Raw genomic sequence first — 19,094 nt, 5'->3', positions numbered from 1 at the left:
GGTCTGCCCAGCTTTAACTAAGGGTGTTGAGATAGTGTCGCAAGATGCAATCTTCTCACTTTTAGATGTATCTCGTTTCTTCCCAAGGTAATGAGATACAGACCGTTCGTTGGAATTGTTGTTTGTACTTGTCTATCCCCAAACCCTCGTTGGTGGATGCCACAAATTTTTGTGGAGCTTTTCCGTTATTCGGAGAGTCGCCCCGGTTTTTAACCGGGGCTTTTTTTTGCCCGGAATTTTTTGCTGTGCGCTTTGTTTACCCGGCTGACATCTGGTGAAGTCTTTGTTTGGAGAGTCTATTCTCTGTCGTGGCTTCAGAATGATCGGTGCTGATCCTTGCAAGGATCATTCTGCGGGCAAGCCGGATTGATGAGGAAGGTTTTTGCCCTAAAACAGTTCAGGCGACGTGTTTAACGCCCAAAAGCTGACCCAGACGGCCAACGTGCTGAGAAATACGCTGACTACGGTTACGGAACTCCTGTTGCAGTTCAACCATGGCTGCCTCAAGCTGCAGAGAGTGTTCTAACTTCTTGTCCAGACACTGTTTTTTTCTGAAAACAGAGATCTCGGCCACATCTGTATTTTTAACTGGCTTTGCCATTTTCACTATCATTAAACCTGAATTCATCTGTATCCCTACTGATTAGTTGGTAAGCATTTCTGGTATCCATTTAATGCTCTGCAGATGACATGCCAAATAACCTTTTATTTTGTATTGTTATTGGTGTGTCATCTTGTGTAACTTTTGCGCTGCGGTATTTTGATCTGTATCACTTTTATTTCAAGCGTTTGAATTTTATTAGATGGTTATTTTTTGTATCTATTAGCAGGTAGTTAAGATGAAATCCCCTTGCGGTGATCAAGGAGCCGTCCTAGCATAGGTAAAACCTTGTAGGATTTCGGAATATTAAAAGGGTGTATCTATGGTAAAGCTGCGGGATCTGGAATATCTGGATGCGATTGATCGCTTCAAGCACTTTGGTAAGGCGGCTGAAGCCTGCTTTGTCAGCCAGCCGACATTAAGTGGCCAGATTATGAAGCTGGAAGAGCAGCTGGGCCTGCAGCTTGTTGAGCGACACCGCAGAAATGTCATGTTAACGCCAGCGGGCGAACAATTGGTGAAAGAAGCACGTAACGTGCTCAGTGCCGCTCAGGTGTTTGAAGAGACCGCCCGCACCCTATTGGATCCCCTTGCCGGTGATCTGCACATGGGCATGATTCCGACGTTAGCACCCTATCTGCTGCCTCATGTGATGGAACCTCTGAACGAACGTCTGCCGAAGGTCAATTTCTACCTGCATGAGAAGCAGACCAAGGTGCTGATGCGTGAGCTGAATGAGGGTAAGTTGGATCTGCTGATTCTGCCCTGGCTGGATGAAATGCAGGGAGTTGAACGCTACGATCTGTTTGAAGAGCCTCTGGATCTTGCGGTATCGCCTCAGCATCCTCTGGCTGATAAAGAGAAAGTGACCTTTGATGACCTGAACAATCAACAGTTGCTCACACTGGAAGATGGTCACTGTCTGCGGGATCAGGCATTGGGTTACTGCTTTACATCGGGGGCTAAAGAGGATCACCGTTTTCAGGCTACAAGCCTTGAGACCCTGCGCTATATGGTGGCCAGTGGCATCGGGATGACCATGCTGCCACGTCTTGCCACTCATAATCTGGAAGATACTCATCGTATCCGTTATATCCGTTTTCAGACCCCGGAACCTACCCGGAATATCTCCCTGCTGATTCGACCGAACTACTCCCGAATGACCTGTGTCCGGGAGGTGGTCAGTTGTGTCCGCGAGGTGATGAAAGAACTGTTCTGATGGCAGTAAGGGCTGGCTAAAAGCGGGTTTCAGGTCATCTAACACCTTGTTTTGTCATAAAAAGTTATTTGAAAGCGCATCAAAGCGTGCTATCACTAAAGAACAGTCCAGCTGTGGTATCCCTGATGTGGAGCACCGCAGACAAGAGTTTCTGGTAATAATAAAAAAACAGAGCGGAGAAAGGTTATGTCACAACAACTGGTATTAACCCTGATCGGTGATGATAAACCCGGTCTTGTGGAAAAAGTATCCGAAACCATCGTTAAACATAACGGTAACTGGCTTGAAAGCCGTATGTCCCATCTTGCGGATAAGTTTGCCGGTATTCTGACCGTTGCCGTGGCTGATGATCAGGCCGATGCACTGGTGGACGATCTGGTGGCTCTGGAGCGTTTCGGTTTAACCGTGACGGCAGCTAAGGCCGGTGCCCATGTGGTGGCAGGTTCTACCGTTTCTTTGTCGGTTGTGGGTAACGACAAACCCGGCATCGTAAAAGAGGTGTCGCAGGTACTGAGTGCTCTGCAGGTCAACGTAAAAGAGCTGGATACCTGTTGCGAGCCTGCGCCGATGAGTTCCGAGATGCTGTTCAAGGCGGATATGATTCTGACTGTTCCCGAGAGCGTTACCCTGACGCAGGTGGAAGAAGCAATTGAAGCTCTGGGCAGCGATCTGATGATCGAATTTAACAGTGAAGAGAAAGTAGCAGGCTAGCATTTCCGGCTCAAATTTCTCGGTGTCTAAAAAGACAAACTCAGGTTTGTCTTTTTTTATGTCTGGATTTTCTCAGTGATGTGATTGTATGAAATCCAGGGCAAAAAAAAGCCGAAGGGGATTCCGACAAGAACCCCTTCGGCAAAACAATACGTCACTCTTTATCGGGAAAGCCGGTTGTTCAGGAACCGGATATCCGGATTCAATAAAAAGCGGCGTATCGGTTGGACTCGAGTCAGCCAAGGCCAAAAAGTGAACTTGGCAGCTGACAAATCGATCAAGCGAGTAAAACGGGTCGAGCATGCTGTCAGGGAACCGTGAGGTTCCCGACAGGATTCAGTTTTAAGAGCGAATCAGCTCTTTACGAACGAATCAGCCATTTATGAACGGATAAGATAGTCAAAAGCACCCAGAGCAGCGGTGGCACCGGAGCCCATAGAAACAATAATCTGTTTGTAAGGGGCTGTGGTCACATCGCCTGCCGCGAAAACACCTGACATGCTGGTCTGGCCATGGGCATCGACAATGATTTCGCCACGGTTGCTCAGTTCCAGCGTGTTTTTCAGGAACTCACTGTTCGGCACGAGTCCAATCTGTACAAAGATGCCGTCTACATTCACGGTGTGGACTTCATCGGTTGCCCGATCTTTGTAGGTCAGGCCGGTTACTTTTTTGCCATCGCCCAACACTTCAGTGGTCATCGCTTCTTTGATGATCTTCACGTTGGGCAGAGACTCTGCTTTCTTAACCAGAACATCATCAGCGCGCAGGGTATCGCCAAATTCCAGTACAGTAACGTGTTCTACGATACCGGCCAGATCAATCGCCGCTTCGATACCTGAGTTACCACCACCAATCACAGCAACCGGTTTACCTTTAAACAGCGGGCCGTCGCAGTGTGGGCAGAAGCAAACACCTTTAGCTTTGTACTCAGCTTCACCAGGTACATTCATCTCTCTCCAGCGGGCACCGGTAGCCAGAATCACGGACTTGGATTTCAGTACTGCACCGTTTGCCAGTTCGACCTCTTTTAAGCCAGCGCCGATATCTCTCAGGGCAACCGCCTGCTGGGTTTTCATGATATCCACGTCATATTCTTTAACGTGTTCTTCCAGGTGTGCTACTAACTTGGGGCCTTCGGTGTAAGGCACAGAGATAAAGTTCTCGATACCTACTGTATCGGAAACCTGACCACCAAAACGCTCAGCAACCAGACCGGTACGGATACCTTTACGGGCGGCATAAATGGCAGAAGAAGCGCCCGCAGGACCACCGCCAACAACCAGTACGTCGAAGGCTTCTTTGTCAGCCAGAGCCGCAGCGGCTTTGGCATCGGCTTCGTCATCCACCTTGTTCAGGATTTCAGCCAGGGTCATCTTACCGTTACCGAACAGTTCGCCGTTCAGGTAAACAGAAGGCACCGCCATGATCTCACGCTCTTTCACTTCATCCTGGAATACGCCGCCGTCGATCATGGTGGCAGTGATGTTCGGATTCAGGATCGCCATCAGGTTGACCGCCTGAACTACGTCCGGGCAGTTGTGGCAGGAGAGCGAGACATAAACTTCAAAATTCAGTTCGCGGGTCAGGCCTTTTGCCTGAGCCTGCAGGGCTTCGTCTTCTTTTGACGGGTAGCCGCCAGCCTGCAGTAATGCAAGCACCAGAGAGGTAAACTCGTGACCCATCGGGATGCCGGCGAAGGTTACGCGACCTTTTTCACCTTTAGGTGCAACCACCATCTGTGGTGCGCGTCCGGTTGGGGTTTCATCAACCACCAGAGAAATCTTGTCATTCAGGCCTTCAATTTCGCGGGCCAGTTCCAGCAATTCATCAGACTTTGCTGTGCCGTTTACGGATACCGTCAACTCGATCGGATTAACGAGGCGTTGCAGATAGGCATCCAGCTGTTGTTTCAGATTTGCGTCAAGCATGGTTATTCATCCACTTAGTTAAAAGTTATCCGTCTTGTTACGGTTATCCGGCCTGTTCTGTCGGTTAACGGTCCTGAGAGAGCAATGCCGGGATAAAATTCAGGCAAAGCGATGCCGTAGCATGCTTTTGATGGTTAAAGCAGAACTGATTTTTCAGGGTAGAACCGATGTTAAATTGCAGAACAGATCATGCGTTTATTGCATTTGCCTGACTGGCTTAAGTTTGAGCCTCAGGCTCTCAGAACCTGCCGGATGGCAGATTCTGAGGGGTATGGAATGTCAGAGTGGCATTCCATATATAAAGTGCTTCGGGTAGGAAGACTTAGATTTTACCAACCAGGTCCAGAGAAGGAGCCAGAGTTGCTTCGCCTTCTTTCCACTTAGCCGGGCAAACTTCACCTGGGTGAGCAGCAACGTACTGAGCCGCTTTGATCTTGCGCAGCAGGTCGTCAGCGTCACGGCCGATACCTTCAGCAGTGATTTCCATCGCCTGGATAACACCTTCAGGATCGATCAGGAAAGTAGCGCGGTCTGCCAGACCCATACCTTCACGCATTACACCGAAGTTGTTAGTGATGTTGCCGGACTGATCACCAACCATGTAGTAGTTGATCTTGCCGATAGTTTCAGAGCTGTCGTGCCATGCTTTGTGAGTGAAGTGAGTGTCAGTGGATACTGAGAACACTTCTACGCCCATTTTCTGCAGCTCTTCGTATTTGTCAGCAACGTCACCCAGTTCAGTAGGGCAAACGAAAGTGAAGTCTGCTGGGTAGAAGAAGAATACCGCCCACTTACCTTTAACGTCTGCTTCAGTGATTTCTACGAATTCACCCTGTTTGAAAGCAGTTGCTGCAAATGGCTTGATTTCAGTGTTGATAGCTTGAGGCATGTTATAGCTCCTGTCTTTTCAGTAATAAGCGCTTTTTCTATACAAAGCGTAACGGCTTAGGTTCTCTGAAAGTTGCTTTTTTCAGAGCCCCTTTCGTTGAAGTCAGGAGAAGTATAGGAGGTTCTATTAGAGTGAGATAATTGATTAGGCTGATTGTTTTGATAGGTGTTTCCTATCAATTTGTGATGTTTGTTTTAAGCTTTTCTGATTGTAGTCGGTGGCGGTTGTTTTGCCTGATATTCACTCAGGCCAGATCGGGAGCGATAAAAAGCCGGACGTTATCTGATAAGCGTCCGGCTGTATGCTCTATTGAATATCGCTCAGGAGCTGGCTTCAGACCGAACTTCTGAACCGGCAGTAATTGTTTGGTTCCGGCCTGCCCCTTTGGCCTGATAAAGCGCGTCATCCGCCAGCTGGATCAGCTGATCAATGGATGAGTGGCTGTCGGGCTGAATAATGGCGGTACCCAGACTCAGGGTAACGATCTTGTGATCGGAGTCCGGGTGTTCAAGGTTTTGTTCCATAATCGCAAGGCGCATTGCTTCTGCCAGCTGATGAATCTGTTCCGGAGAGGAACTCCCCTGAAGCAAAATAAACTCTTCACCGCCATAGCGCCCCAGCAGAGTATCCGGGAAACGATGAACGATCTCATCCAGAGTGTCAGCTACCTTCTTCAGACACTCATCACCGGCCTGGTGACCAAAGTGGTCGTTATAAGCCTTAAAGCGATCAATATCACACATCACCAGAGCCAGAGGTTCTCTCAGATTGAGTGCCATCTGCCAGTGATCCTGTAGCTTTTGGTCAAAGTAACGGCGGTTGGCAACCCCGGTCAGCGGGTCTGTTTCACTGAGAACCAGCAGTTGGCGATTCAGCTTACGCAGTTGTTGGTTGGCCTGTTCGGTTTCTTCCTGAGCCTGATTTAAACGCTGCTCAGCGGTGTTACGGGCATTCACGAAAATCTCAAAGGCCTGACCGATGACCGAGATCTCATCTTCACCATCGGTAGGAATGGCTTTCGGATCACCGGCTACGTGAGCACTCATGGTGTCACTCAGGTGATCCAGACGTTCTACCAGACGGCGGCGGATAAAGACCACCATGGCGAGAATACTGATCAGGAAGATAACGCTGAAGACGCCTACCATCATAAACGCACGCTGGGCAGAGGCTTCGTAGTCACGGGCGGCGAGGTGTGCGGTGTTCTTCAGGCTCTGGAAGTAGTTGTAGCTGCTGGTTGTCAGGCGCTGAGAATAGAGGCGGGCTTCACGGGCAGAAGCCAGAGTTGCCCTGTGGCTCAGAATCAGAGGTTTTCTCAGGTCAAAGGTACGGGTGATCAGAGGTCGCAGTTCCTGAGCCAGTACCGGTGTGCCGGAAAGCTGCTCCAGATAGCGTTCAGCGGATCTTTCCAGTCGGTGTAGCTGGCCGTTTTTCTCTGCTTTAAGGGCGATCAGACAGGTGTTGATAATCTGCTGTCCAATCAGGTTGGAGGAGGATGCAGAGGAATTCTCCATCAGTTGGTCGCTGAACCCCTGCAGATCGTTTAGCAGCTCCTGCTCCTGTTGCATCAGGCGGCGTTCTTCTTCCATACGCTGGGCGAGCTTTTCAAGACTGGCAAAGTAAGGTTTCTGCCAGAGATCGATCTCATCCAGATAACCCTGCTCTTTCTCATTGGTGGCGGTTAGCTGTTTACGCACATAGCGGTAGAGGTCGACCAGATCCTGATCAACGGCACCTTCCTGACTCACACTGCGGTTGGTACTGAGGATGCTTTCAAAGGTTTGTGCTGCGATCACTTCCGCATCACGTGACAGCTCTGCTGCGGTCAGGGCGCGCTCGTAGTGCAGGCCGCTCAGCTCCTTCAGACCTTCAGTCTGTTGCAGCAGAGCCTGAATGCTCATGGCGGCCATCACCAGGTAGAGCGCAAGGCCGGCTGCCAGAAACAGTGTCAGCCGGAAGCCTATGCTCTTCACAATTTTGCCGGAAAAATTTCCCAAACTGCCCATAGATGAACTCTTAATCAGATATGAAACCGGATGCCCGGAGAATCAGTTATTTAAACGGAGGCGCAAATAGCGCTCCGCCCTGATTCCACAGACGGTTAAGTCCACGTTCCATATTGATCGGGGTTCCCAGGCCGAAGTGGCGGTTGTAGATCTCACCGTAGTTGCCCACGGATTTAATAATGCGATAGGCCCATTGAGGGTCAAGACCCAGCTGAGTGCCGATATCACCGGTTTTACCCAGCAGGTTGAGCACTTCGACATCTTTGGAGGTTGCCAGCACCTGATCAACATTAACCGAGGTGATGCCTTTTTCTTCCGCCAGAATGACAGCGTGTACGACGGAGCGAATGATGCGTGACCACTCAGGATCGTCGTTACGCACCTTAGGGCCGATTGGCTCGCGGGAGATCATCTCAGGCAGTACGATGTAGTCTTTCGGGTTATCCGCACGGTTGGCTCGGTTAGTTGCCAGATTCATACGGTCGGCACTGTAAGCATCACAGCTGCCACGGAAGAAGCTGTCGCCATTGGCGAAGATGATGTCAGCTTTGTAGCCGCGGGAGTTGAAGGTATCAACCAGATTGTCATGGGTGGTGGTGTTAGCGGTTACACAGATGCGTTTGCCCTGAAGGTCTGACAGCTGGCGGATACCGGAGCTTTTACGCACCATAAAGCCCTGACCGTCGAGCAGATAAATTGCCGGGAATTCAACCTGATAGAGGTTTTCGCGTCCCAGCGTCCAGGTGGAACTGTACATGACAACATCGGTTTTCTTTTCCATCAGAGTGGTAAAGCGTGTGGTCGCACCCACTTCGATGAAATTGACAAATTCAGGATTGCCCAAAACCGCAGCGGCGGTTGCACGGCAGAAATCGACATAGAAGCCTTCCCAGCGGCCTTTGTCATTGATGGCGCTGCGCCCCGGATCATCCGGAAAAACGCCGCAGTCAAGATCGCCTTTCTCGACAACGATATCTTTCGTTCCGCTATCAGTTGTGGCCTGAGCCAGAGGAGTCAGAGTCAATGCACCGGAAAGGAGTGCTAGGGCGAAAGGTTTACCAGAAAAAAGATGACGTTTGGCAGATGCTTGATGTGAAGCAGAAGAGAAAAATGAGAAAAAACGTTTTGGCATCTCGGATATCCTTGAACATCCCGGATCAGCGTGTCGGCTCTAAAACAGGTGACGATGAAAATGACGCTGAACAACAAGGGGTTTTATTTTATTGTCATAATTTTTGTGGGGTATCGGCAGTGTAGCTGATTTATATAACTTTTAAATGTCAGTTATAGATTTGAAGCAATAAATCTTGGTTTTTATTGATCTGTTGCTGAATTTTATGCAAAACCCATTAAGTTGGTTTTTATTTAAGAGAATCAATAAGATAGTCCACCAGCAGCCTGATTTTTGGTGACAGCAAACGGTTCTGTGGGTAAAGCGCCCAGATACCCTCATCATCACCCTGAAAAGGCTCCAGCAAGCTGACCAGCTGACCACTTTTTAAAGCCTCATCCACGTAATAATCCGGCAGCTGTGTGATCCCTAAACCTTTTAGTGCAGCATCCAGCAAGGCATGTCCACTATTACACCTTATACGACCATGAATTCTCAGATTTCGTTCCTGCCCCTGTGAACGAAAACGCCAGTAGTCCAGAGTTCCCTGCAGACAGCTGTGATGATTCAGTTCGGACAGGGTATGGGGTTCCCCATATCGGGCGAGATAAGCCGGTGATGCACAAACATAAAGTCTGCGACTGGATAGGCGGCGGGCGATCATGCTGGAATCACCCAGTCGCCCCAGTCGGATCGCCAGATCATAACCTTCAGTCACCAGATCCAGCGTCTGGTTGGTCAGGTGGCACTGCAACTCCAGATCCGGGTATCGCTGCATAAAGTTATTCAGCAAAGGCACGATGTGGCTTTCGCCATAAGCGACCGGCGCTGTGATCTTAAGTTTGCCTCGGGGGCTCGCCTGCAGATCGGTCAGTGCCCTTTCGGCATCATCCAGCGCATCCAGAATCTGGCGACAGTGCTGATAGAAAATCTGGCCGGCCTCGGTGGCGGAAACCTTGCGGGTGGTGCGATAGAAAAGCTTGCTGCCGAGTCGCTTTTCCAGCTGACCCACCTGACGGCTGACCTGAGCGGTTGAGCAGTCCAGTTGTCGGGATGCCTGTGTGAAACTTTCGCTTTCATACACGGCGACAAATTCGTTTATACCTTCCCAGTTCATCGCTTCTCCTGTTATTGGCTGCAGGCTTCAGTGGTTTGTTGATTGTTACATGGTGGTAAAAGTGAATTTATATTTTAGGTGATTATGCTTTTAAGGGTAATGACTAAACTTACGCCATCGATCCTGAGGGATACGTTTTTTCAACGTTATTTTGTCATCAGCTGAAAAGCTGTCAGTAAGTGGAGCCTGTTATGACCCAGCCAATGATCAAATCCCGTGCTGCTATCGCCTGGGGCCCTAACCAGCCTCTTTCTGTGGAAGAAGTGGATGTGATGCCGCCGCAGAAAGGTGAAGTACTGGTAAAAATTATCGCCACCGGTGTGTGTCACACGGATGCCTTCACCCTGTCCGGTGATGATCCGGAAGGTATTTTCCCAGCCATTCTGGGGCACGAAGGTGGCGGTATTGTTGAAGCGGTGGGTGAAGGTGTGACCAGTCTGCAGGTAGGCGATCATGTTATCCCTCTGTACACCGCTGAGTGTGGCGAGTGCAAGTTCTGCAAATCTGGCAAAACCAACCTGTGTCAGGCAGTGCGTGAGACTCAGGGTAAAGGTCTGATGCCGGATGGCACGACCCGTTTCTATAAAGATGGTCAGCCGATCTACCACTACATGGGGTGCTCGACCTTCTCTGAGTACACCGTACTGCCGGAAATCTCTCTGGCCAAGGTGAACAAAGAAGCGCCTCTGGAAGAGATCTGTCTGCTGGGTTGTGGTGTGACTACCGGTATGGGTGCGGTGATGAACACTGCCAAGGTAGAAGAGGGCGCAACCGTTGCCATCTTTGGTCTGGGTGGTATCGGTCTGTCGGCGATTATTGGTGCCACCATGGCGAAAGCCAGCCGTATTATCGGTATCGATATTAACGAGTCCAAGTTTGAACTGGCGAAGAAGCTAGGTGCGACAGACTGCATCAACCCGAAAGATTACGACAAGCCGATTCAGGAAGTGATTGTTGAGCTGACCGATGGCGGTGTGGATTACTCCTTCGAGTGTATCGGTAATGTTGATGTGATGCGTTCGGCTCTGGAATGCTGCCATAAGGGCTGGGGTGAATCTGTCATCATCGGTGTGGCCGGTGCCGGTCAGGAGATCTCCACCCGTCCGTTCCAGCTGGTAACTGGCCGCGTATGGCGTGGTTCCGCGTTTGGTGGTGTTAAAGGTCGTTCTGAACTGCCGGGCATTGTGGAAGATTATCTGGCTGGCAAGTTTGCCCTGAACGATTTTATCACTCACACCCTGCCGCTGGAGAAGATCAACGAAGCCTTCGATCTGATGCATGAAGGTAAGTCGATCCGAAGTGTTATCCATTACTAAGCTCGATTTCAGATTATTGAGCGGACGTTATGACAGAGCCGGATACCCCATTGAGAGATGATGGGCATCCGGCCTTCAGCAGGAGAACTCTATGGAACCTTTGGAAAATATCAGCCGTAACCGTAGTTTTGGCGGCTGGCATAAGCAGTATCGTCACCGGTCACAGGTGCTGAACTGCGAGATGCGTTTTGCCATCTATCTGCCGCCTCAGGCAGCAGTCGGCCCTGTACCTGTGCTCTATTGGCTGTCGGGCCTGACCTGTACCGATGAGAACTTTATGCAGAAGGCTGGCGCTCATCGAATGGCGGCAGAGCTGGGTATTGCACTGGTTGCACCGGATACCAGTCCCCGTGGTGAGGATGTGGCTAATGATGATGGCTACGATCTGGGACAGGGAGCAGGCTTTTACCTGAACGCGACTCAGGAGCCTTGGGCGAAGCATTACCGTATGGAAGATTACGTGTTGAATGAGTTGCCGGAACTGATCGAGTCGGTTTTCCCTGTAACTGAGAAACGGGCTTTAGCTGGCCACTCTATGGGTGGGCATGGTGCGCTGACTCTGGCGATGAAAAATCCTGAGCGTTTCTGCTCGGTATCTGCCTTCAGCCCGATTGTGAATCCGGTGAATGTACCCTGGGGTGAAAAAGCCTTTACCGCATATCTGGGTGCGAATCGTGAAAGCTGGAAAGCCTACGACAGCTGTGGGCTGATCCGTCAGGCTAAGGTGCATCTGCCGATGCTGGTGGATCAGGGCACAGAGGATAGCTTTCTTGAAGAGCAGCTGAAACCTGAGCTTCTGGTTCAGGCGGCAGAACAAGCGGGATACCCGATGCAGCTGCGCATGCAGGAAGGTTATGACCACAGCTACTACTTTATCGCCAGCTTTATCGAAGAGCATCTGGCGTTTCATAGCCGTTACCTGAAAGCCTGAGGATTCATAATCCAGGAGCTTCCGGTAGGGCAGAAAACAAAAGCCGCTGTAGATCGGGTTGATCAGCAGCGGCTTTTTTTATCCTATGTCTTTGACTTCAGAAGCTTGAAATTCAGAGTCAGAGACTGCGGGTGTCCTGCATCAGGCGGTCAATACAGCGGATCACCTCCAGACTGGCGTCTTCCATACACTGCAGGTATTTCAGCATATTTTTGGTATCGCCGGCAGCACCTGCCTGAAGGGCAGAGCGACCACACTCATGCACCTGCTTGTGGGGGCGATCCAGATCTTTAAAGCTCTGAAGATGGCTGTAGTGGCTGGCACCATAACCGTTGAAGTACCAGTTACCCAGACGACATTCGGTATGGGCATTCACCTGGCTGGAAAACTGTTGTTTCTCGATCAGGCTGTAAACATTGTTCTTCCACACGGCATGATCCAGCTTCACTGTATTCAGAAATGCGGATGTGGTGGAGTCACTGATCACACTCTGCATGTGGGTTGAGCGTTCCAATACCTGTTCCACCACATGATCAATCTGGGAAGAAGACGCGGAGATCTCTTCGGTGCTTTGCTGGTTTTCGCTGACCATGGTTTTGATGTCATTGGTCTGGGAGATTACTTTGGTAATCAGGGATTCGATCTGACTGCTGGCTTCATGAGCTTTGGCTGCCAGTTGACGAACTTCATCGGCTACAACGGCGAAACCACGTCCGGCTTCCCCGGCACGCGCCGCCTCAATCGCGGCGTTCAGTGCCAGCAGGTTGGTCTGATCGGAAATCTCCTGGATAGAAGAAACCAGACGGCTGATGCCGGAAGCGGTTTCATCCAGAACGGATACCGCATCCATACTTTTTCCGGCGTGCTCGCTGATAAAGCTGGCGCGGTTTTCAAGACGAACCAGTGCATCCCGTGTTTCAGCAAAAACATCATTCATCTGCTTCTGGGCTTTGCGCTCTTCGATCAGAGCTTCTGCATTGCTTGCCAGACCTTCGCGGATGGTATTCAGCATATCGCCGCCCTGAAGAATGCAGGGCATGATATTCGCGAAATCCTCAGAGGCCTGTTGCACCCGGCGGATATGGCTTTCCTTCTCCTCAATCACTTCCTGCAGCTGCTGAATCTCCGTCTGATGCTGCTGTTTTAGCTGAGCGAGTTCCTGCTTCAGCGCGGCATTTTCGTCTTTTAAAGTGTTGCTGAACCACATAAGAGTATCGACCTCGGGAGAATCTACAGATGAATGGGCTGTGAATCTAAATAGATGCTTATAAAAAGAATCTTCATTCTACGCTTTTGTTTTCTTTTGTAACATTGTTACAGATTATTAACATTTCTGGAATTAGACTTTTATTGATCTGAGCAGGTGTTTGTCTGGTGGGGATTTGATGGAGCTCTGCCGGTTATGGATAACGGGATACTCTTTGCCTGTGATCAGCGAGTTTTATCTCAAGAGAGTTTTATAGCGTCCGGCTTAGAGGTAAAATCCGGTTTTTAAACAAATAAAACGGGATAGTGGTATGGGCAGAGCCTTTCAAAACCGAAAAGAGTCCATGGCTAAAACGTCGGACGCTAAAGCCAAGCTGTACAGCAAATATGGCCGTGAGATTTATGTCTGTGCGAAAGCCGGTGGTGTAGAGCCGGATGGTAACCTGTCTCTGCGTAGTCTGATTGACCGTGCGAAGAAAGACCAGGTTCCGGGTCACGTAATCGACAAAGCTCTGGATAAGGCAAAAGGCGGTGGTGGCGAAGACTTCTCCACAGCTCGCTATGAAGGTTTTGGCCCTGGCGGCACCATGGTGATCGTGGACTGTCTGACCGATAACCCGAACCGTACCTTTGGGGATGTTCGTACCTGTTTCAACAAAGCTAAGTGCAAAATCGGTGGTCAGGGTAGCGTAAGCCACATGTTCGACCACAGCGCGATTTTCGTATTTGCTTTCGATGACGAAGAGGCAGTACTGGAAGCGCTGATGGAAGCGGATGTTGATGTCACGGATATCGAAAACGAAGACGGCAAACTGACCGTATTCGCACCACACACCGATTACGCGAAAGCTAAAACAGCGATCACGGAACTGGTTGGTGAAGGTGTTGAGCTGGAAGTGGATGAGATCCAGTTTGTTCCCCATAACATGACCGCTATTTCCGGTGAAGATGTGGAAACCATGGACAAGTTCCTGGATATGCTGAACTTCCTGGATGACGTACAGAACGTCTACCACAACGCTGAGTACTAAGTTTGGCGCTGTTCCTGAGTCCAGACTTTTTCCGGTATGGTCGCTGACGATACCGGAAACCAAAAAAACCTGCTGCGGCAGGTTTTTTTGTGTTCGGAGCATACGTGATATCTATATTCAGGATTCCAGCAGATGCTGGATCAGTGCCCTGAGTTTGCCCGGTTTCACCGGCTTATTGAGTACCGGCAGCTTGGCATCGTTAAAGCGCTTACGCTGCTCACTGTTGCGATCTGCGGTGAGTACAATGGCCGGGATCTCCCTCTGATAGTGCTGGCGTAAGGCGGTGATCGCCTCGGTACCTGTGCGGTTATCGTGCAGGTGGAAGTCAGCCAGAATCACTTCAGGTTCAAATTCTTCATCTTCACAAAGCGCCAGGGCTTCTTCCAGATCCGGTGCGCAGATCAGCTGACAACCCCATTGCTGCAGAAGTGCCTCCATACTGACCAGAATGCTCTCTTCATTGTCGATCACCAGAACCGAGCGCTGGAAGAGCACATCCCCTGATGGTCTGAAGCTCGCTGGTGGCAGAGAAGTGGGTACCCTTGGCTGGAAATGAGCCCGGGGCACCCGAACACTGAAGCAGGAACCCTGCCCCTCGACCGAGGCGACCTGAACCGGGTGGCCCAGCATACGGGCGATACGGTCAACAATGGCAAGACCGAGTCCCAGTCCCTGACGGTTTTTACCCCGATGCTGATCCAGCTGCTGAAACTCTTTGAAGATCATCTCCAGCTGGTCGGTGGGAATGCCATCGCCGGTATCCCATACCTGAATCAGGACATGTTCAGATGTCCGGCGACAGCCGACAGTAATCTTACCTTCCGGGGTATAGCGGATCGCGTTACTGATCAGGTTACGCAGAATCCGCATCAGCAAGCGGGAATCACTACACACAGCAAGGCTGGTGGGCAGGATATTGAGTCTGAGCTTTTTCACCTGAGCTACGGGCTGAAATTCAGCATCCAGAGAGTGCAGCAGAGCGTTCAACTGCATAGAACTCAGATCCGGGGTAATGGCATTCTGATCCAGACGTGAGATATCCAAGAGGTCGTTGATCAGATCTTCAGCGTTTTCCAGAGCCAGATGCACGCGCTCAACCAGCCCTTCATCAGCGGGAGCCAGTGTGCGTTCTCTGAGAGCGGATACCAGCAGGCGAGCAGCATTCATTGGTTGCAGCAGATCGTGGCTGGCCGCGGCAAAATACTTGTCTTTATTACGGTTGGCTTCTTCGGCTGCTTCTTTGGCTTGTTTCAGTTGTTCTTCAATTTGCTGGCGCTCATCAATCTCCTGCCGGAGTTGGGCGTTAACGGCCTGAAGTTCCTGAGTACGTTTTTGTACGCGAACTTCCAGTTCTTCATTCAGCTGTTCCAGTGTGGCGTTGAGTTGGGAATAACGGTCTCTTTCCTGTTCCAGCTCTTCCAGTTTGGTGAGCAGTTCCGGATAGTAGCTTTTACGAACGGACTGCTCTCCAAGGCCGATCAGGTGGGTCAGTGCCTCGCCACGTGACTGTTCGCTATTCCGGTCGGAGCTGGTTTTTGTCTCAGAGCGATTTTTGAGCTCCTGACGCTGTGTCAGATCAGAGCGCTTCTTCATAAACCACTTCGAGATCACGTTGGTTGGAACTACGGGGGTTGGTCAGGATGCAGAGATCCGCCAGTGCTTTTTCGGAGAGTTGCGGCAGATCGGTTGTTTTTACTCCTTGCTGAGACAGGGTCTGATACAGGCCAACTTCCTGTTTCAGGTTGATCACTTTATCCACAAGGACTCGGCGGATCTCCTGACTGCTCCGGTTGTGGGTTTCCAGTTCCAGTGTTTCCGCAATTACCTTGTAACGATCCTGAGCGTCCCGATAGTTAAAGTCGATCACATGTTCCAGCAGCATGGCGTTACAGAGTCCATGGGGCAGATCGAGATAACCACCCAGACTATGGGACATCGCGTGAACAGCCCCAAGAATCGCATTGGAGAAGGCGAGACCCGCTTTCATAGAACCGAGCATTACGGCTTCACGGCGTTCGCTGTCCAGTGGGTTGGCAACCAGTTGTGGCAGGTTCTTGTTGATCAGGCGGATCGCATCCAGCGCGTGCATGTCGGTGAGCGGGCCTGCGCCGGTGGAAACAAAGGCTTCAATGGCATGCACCATGGCATCAACACCGGTACAGGCGGTGAGGAAATTATCCATGGTTGCCGTGGTTTCCGGATCGATCAGGGCGACATCAGGCACCACGGCTTTACTGACGATGGATATTTTTACTCTTTCGTTCTGATCGGAAATGATGGCGAACTGAGAAACGTCTGCTGAGGTGCCGGCTGTGGTCGGGATAAAAATCAGTGGCGGGATCGGCAGATCGATGGTGTCGATCCCTTCATAATTCAGGATGTGGCCGCCATTGGCCGAGACAATGCCCACGCCCTTGGCGCAGTCCATCGGGCTGCCACCACCCACAGCAACGATCACGTCGCATTGTTCTGCCTGATACAGCTCAACGCCCTGCATCACTTCGTCGGTTCTGGGATTGGGGGAGACCTGAGTGAAGATCACGCTCTCGATACCTTCGGCTTCGAGAGCGGCTCTGACATCTTCCAGCCAACCCGCCGCTGCAACGCCGGGGTCGGAGACCAGAAAAACTTTTTTGGAGCCAAAACTGCGGGCGTAGTTGCCTACGGTTTTGCGGGCGCCTGCACCGAAGATGATTTCGGGAGAGACGAATTTTCTCAGATTGGAGATTGCGTTACTCATCGGTGACCACTGACAGGCCTGAAGCCTGCTCTTTTATTGTTGTTATCTTTCGGGCTGCTGCCTTGCGACAGTTGTAGCCGGTCTGCTTCCGTAACGTCCATGTGCGGGGTGACAGCATCTCAAATTTTGTTGGGGGTTGCAGCTAGACTTTTTTATCTGTCAAAGGGCGGATCTGTTTTGCCTGAAGCCCTTTAAAACCCTGCTCTGTCTAGGGTAATCGCTCAGTTTTGTCAGGTGCTGCTTTTAGAATCCTAGTGCGGCTGGCAGGTGATCAGTATGCTACTTACGGGCAGCATTTCAGGGCAGGCTGGGTGGAAAATAGTACTGAAGTAGTAGTTTCTGGTCTTGGCGGCGGATAGCGAATTGAAAGGCATAAAAAAAGCCCTGACAGGCATCAGGGCTTTTAAAGTGAGCGAACGCAGTGGCGATTAACGCTGGTCGAAATCCAGTACCACTTCGTCGGAGATCGGGTGCGCCTGACAGCTCAGAACGTAACCAGCATCGATCTCGTGCTGTTCCAGACCGTGGGAGATATCCATCTCCACTTCGCCTTTCACCAGTTTACACTTACAGGTGGAGCAAACACCGCCTTTACAGGAGTAAGGCAGATCCATACCCACTTCCATACCGGCATCCAGAATGTTCTGACCGACAGTGGCCAGATCAAACATGACAGAACGGCCGTCAGCGATGACAGTAACCTTAGAGGTTTTGTCTTCGCCGTACTGCTCAACACGGGCGTGTGCTTTCGCCAGAGTCGCTTCCGCATCCGCAGAAGAGCTTGCGAACAGTTCGTAGTGGATCTGGTCATCGCTCAGACCTTCCATACGGAAACCACGGGATACTTCAGTCATCATGGCTTCAGGGCCACAGATGAAGGCTTCGTCGGTGCTCTTAATATCGATCAGACCGGCTTTCTGCAGTGCATAGCCTTTCTTATTGTCGATACGTCCGTTCAGCAGGTCAGCGCCCTGATCTTCATAATCCATTACGTTGATCCACTGGAAGCGGCTCATGTAACGGTTTTTGATGAAGTTCAGCTCGTCTTTGAACATCACAGTGTTGCTGCGCTGGTTACCATAGATCAGGGTAACTTTACTGTTTGGTTCGATATCCAGCACGGATTTCATGATGGAGATCATCGGTGTAATACCGGAACCTGCCGCGATGCACATGTAGTTCTTGGCGTTGTCAGCTTTCAGCTCTGAGTAGAAGCTACCCTGAGGTGGCATCACTTCCACTTCCATGCCCGGCTTGAACTCGTCGTTGGCGTAGTTAGAGAAACGACCGCCATCAACACGCTTGATACCCACACGCATGTGGCCATCGGTTACACCGGAACAGATGGAGTAAGAACGACGAACGTCTTCACCATTGATCATAGCGCGCAGAGTCAGGAACTGACCCTGAATAAAGTTAAACTTCTCTTTCAGTTCCGCAGGAACATCGAAGGTTACACAGATCGCGGTGTCCGTTTCCGGCTGCACATCCGCGATTTTCAGTGTGTAAAACTGGGTGTCAGACATGATGTCACCTATATCCTGTTGGCAGACTCAGCGGAGTCTCGCCGGAACCGGCACCGGTAGTGAAACATCCGGAGCGGGTTCTCTGATTATTTTTGTAGTTCCGAATTCTGTGCTGCTTTTGACGGTTAAATTTCCGGATCTGGGTTTTCTTCAGATCTTTTTGAAATAGTCAAAAGGCTCGTTGCAGTCGTTGCACTGGAACAGGGCTTTACAGGCAGTAGAGCCAAACTCACTGATCCGGCGGGTGTTACGTGAACTGCAGTGCGGGCACAGGGCATGGGCATCCGGTGTTAAGCCGTCTTCATCCAGCTCAGCATCTTCCGGAGGCGCGATACCGTATTCACGCAGCTTGCGTCGACCTTCCTGAGTCATCCATTCTGAGCTCCAGGCCGGTGCCAGCTTGGTTTTGATCTCAACATCGGCAAAACCGGCATCATTCAGTGCCTGAGTGATATCGTCAGCCATGGCATTCATGGCAGGGCAGCCGGAGTAGGTTGGCGTGATGGTCACGACAATCTGTTCACCGTTGCGTTCGATGTCACGCAGTACACCCAGATCCCAGAGGCTGAGAGCCGGAACTTCCGGATCTTTTACAGCATCCAGCAGATCCCAGAGATCCTTAACCGCTTCATTGCTGCGCAGCTGCAGTCGCTCGTACTGTTCAACCGGCATTAATGGGATTTCTGTCATGGCGCGAGTACCTCAAACGGGCTGATGCGCTGCTGTTTAACAGGCACCAGCGACTCAGTTATCACAGTT

Annotated in this window: 16 protein-coding genes; 5 read left to right on the top strand and 11 right to left on the bottom strand. The window is 50.8% G+C overall.

Features of this window, described 5'->3' with window-relative positions; all coding sequences use genetic code 11:
* Nucleotides 1-397 precede the first annotated feature (397 nt).
* A complete protein-coding gene (locus BV405_RS11530; protein ID WP_086480984.1) occupies nt 398-601 on the bottom strand; it encodes a hypothetical protein in 204 nt (67 codons plus the stop codon).
* Between the two features lie 322 nt (nt 602-923).
* Here BV405_RS11530 and oxyR point away from each other — a divergent pair, with 322 nt between their 5' ends.
* Together oxyR and BV405_RS11520 are read left to right on the top strand one after the other, a co-directional pair.
* A complete protein-coding gene (gene oxyR / locus BV405_RS11525; protein WP_086480983.1) occupies nt 924-1,820 on the top strand; it encodes a DNA-binding transcriptional regulator OxyR in 897 nt (298 codons plus the stop codon).
* 186 nt (nt 1,821-2,006) lie between these two features.
* Nucleotides 2,007-2,531, top strand: coding sequence for a glycine cleavage system transcriptional repressor (locus BV405_RS11520; RefSeq protein WP_086480982.1), 525 nt, complete (start codon nt 2,007-2,009; stop codon nt 2,529-2,531).
* Between the two features lie 380 nt (nt 2,532-2,911).
* Here the strand turns inward: BV405_RS11520 and ahpF are convergent, their stop codons facing one another.
* From ahpF to BV405_RS11495, 5 genes are all read right to left on the bottom strand, one after another.
* Nucleotides 2,912-4,462 carry an alkyl hydroperoxide reductase subunit F gene (gene ahpF / locus BV405_RS11515; protein ID WP_086480981.1) on the bottom strand — a complete coding sequence of 517 codons (1,551 nt, stop codon included), beginning with the start codon at nt 4,460-4,462 and terminating at the stop codon, nt 2,912-2,914.
* A 322-nt stretch (nt 4,463-4,784) separates the two neighbouring features.
* Nucleotides 4,785-5,351: an alkyl hydroperoxide reductase subunit C gene (gene ahpC, locus BV405_RS11510; protein ID WP_086480980.1), complete on the bottom strand. Its 567-nt coding sequence runs from the start codon at nt 5,349-5,351 to the stop codon at nt 4,785-4,787.
* A gap of 320 nt (nt 5,352-5,671) precedes the next feature.
* Complete coding sequence (locus BV405_RS11505; protein WP_086480979.1) at nt 5,672-7,357, bottom strand: diguanylate cyclase domain-containing protein; 1,686 nt, start codon at nt 7,355-7,357, stop codon at nt 5,672-5,674.
* 46 nt (nt 7,358-7,403) lie between these two features.
* The gene (locus BV405_RS11500; protein ID WP_086480978.1) at nt 7,404-8,489 is read right to left on the bottom strand and encodes an amino acid ABC transporter substrate-binding protein; all 1,086 of its coding nucleotides are present in this window, start codon (nt 8,487-8,489) and stop codon (nt 7,404-7,406) included.
* Nucleotides 8,490-8,718: 229 nt separating this feature from the next.
* The gene (locus BV405_RS11495) at nt 8,719-9,585 is read right to left on the bottom strand and encodes a LysR family transcriptional regulator (protein WP_086480977.1); all 867 of its coding nucleotides are present in this window, start codon (nt 9,583-9,585) and stop codon (nt 8,719-8,721) included.
* 191 nt (nt 9,586-9,776) lie between these two features.
* On the opposite strand from BV405_RS11495, the gene BV405_RS11490 reads away from it, so the two are divergent.
* Together BV405_RS11490 and fghA are read left to right on the top strand one after the other, a co-directional pair.
* Nucleotides 9,777-10,901 (top strand): S-(hydroxymethyl)glutathione dehydrogenase/class III alcohol dehydrogenase, encoded by a 1,125-nt coding sequence (locus BV405_RS11490; protein ID WP_086480976.1) that lies wholly within the window; start codon nt 9,777-9,779, stop codon nt 10,899-10,901.
* A 91-nt stretch (nt 10,902-10,992) separates the two neighbouring features.
* The gene (gene fghA / locus BV405_RS11485; protein ID WP_086480975.1) at nt 10,993-11,832 is read left to right on the top strand and encodes an S-formylglutathione hydrolase; all 840 of its coding nucleotides are present in this window, start codon (nt 10,993-10,995) and stop codon (nt 11,830-11,832) included.
* Between the two features lie 118 nt (nt 11,833-11,950).
* Here fghA and BV405_RS11480 read toward each other — a convergent pair whose 3' ends face one another.
* Nucleotides 11,951-13,039, bottom strand: coding sequence for a methyl-accepting chemotaxis protein (locus BV405_RS11480; RefSeq protein WP_086480974.1), 1,089 nt, complete (start codon nt 13,037-13,039; stop codon nt 11,951-11,953).
* Between the two features lie 310 nt (nt 13,040-13,349).
* On the opposite strand from BV405_RS11480, the gene BV405_RS11475 reads away from it, so the two are divergent.
* Nucleotides 13,350-14,069: a YebC/PmpR family DNA-binding transcriptional regulator gene (locus tag BV405_RS11475; protein WP_086480973.1), complete on the top strand. Its 720-nt coding sequence runs from the start codon at nt 13,350-13,352 to the stop codon at nt 14,067-14,069.
* A gap of 117 nt (nt 14,070-14,186) precedes the next feature.
* Here the strand turns inward: BV405_RS11475 and BV405_RS11470 are convergent, their stop codons facing one another.
* The 4 genes from BV405_RS11470 to paaD form a co-directional block, all read right to left on the bottom strand.
* Entirely contained in the window at nt 14,187-15,662 is a 1,476-nt protein-coding gene (locus BV405_RS11470; RefSeq protein ID WP_086480972.1) for an ATP-binding response regulator, read from the bottom strand.
* Nucleotides 15,646-16,809, bottom strand: coding sequence for an alcohol dehydrogenase-like regulatory protein ErcA (ercA, locus tag BV405_RS11465; RefSeq protein ID WP_086480971.1), 1,164 nt, complete (start codon nt 16,807-16,809; stop codon nt 15,646-15,648). The genes BV405_RS11470 and ercA overlap by 17 nt, the downstream gene beginning before the upstream one ends.
* A 428-nt stretch (nt 16,810-17,237) precedes the next feature.
* On the bottom strand, nt 17,238-18,335 hold the full coding sequence (gene paaE, locus BV405_RS11460; protein ID WP_086480970.1) for a 1,2-phenylacetyl-CoA epoxidase subunit PaaE: 1,098 nt from the start codon (nt 18,333-18,335) through the stop codon (nt 17,238-17,240).
* A gap of 150 nt (nt 18,336-18,485) precedes the next feature.
* Nucleotides 18,486-19,025, bottom strand: a complete 540-nt coding sequence (gene paaD, locus BV405_RS11455; RefSeq protein WP_086480969.1) for a 1,2-phenylacetyl-CoA epoxidase subunit PaaD — start codon at nt 19,023-19,025, stop codon at nt 18,486-18,488.
* Between the last annotated feature and the right edge of the window lie 69 nt (nt 19,026-19,094).

Origin of the sequence: Oceanospirillum sanctuarii, assembly GCF_002150805.1 — a bacterium.
GTDB classification, from domain to species: Bacteria; Pseudomonadota; Gammaproteobacteria; order Pseudomonadales; family Halomonadaceae; genus Oceanospirillum; species Oceanospirillum sanctuarii.
Note: the sequence above shows the minus strand (reverse complement) of the source record. Positions and strands in the feature narration are given on the sequence as shown.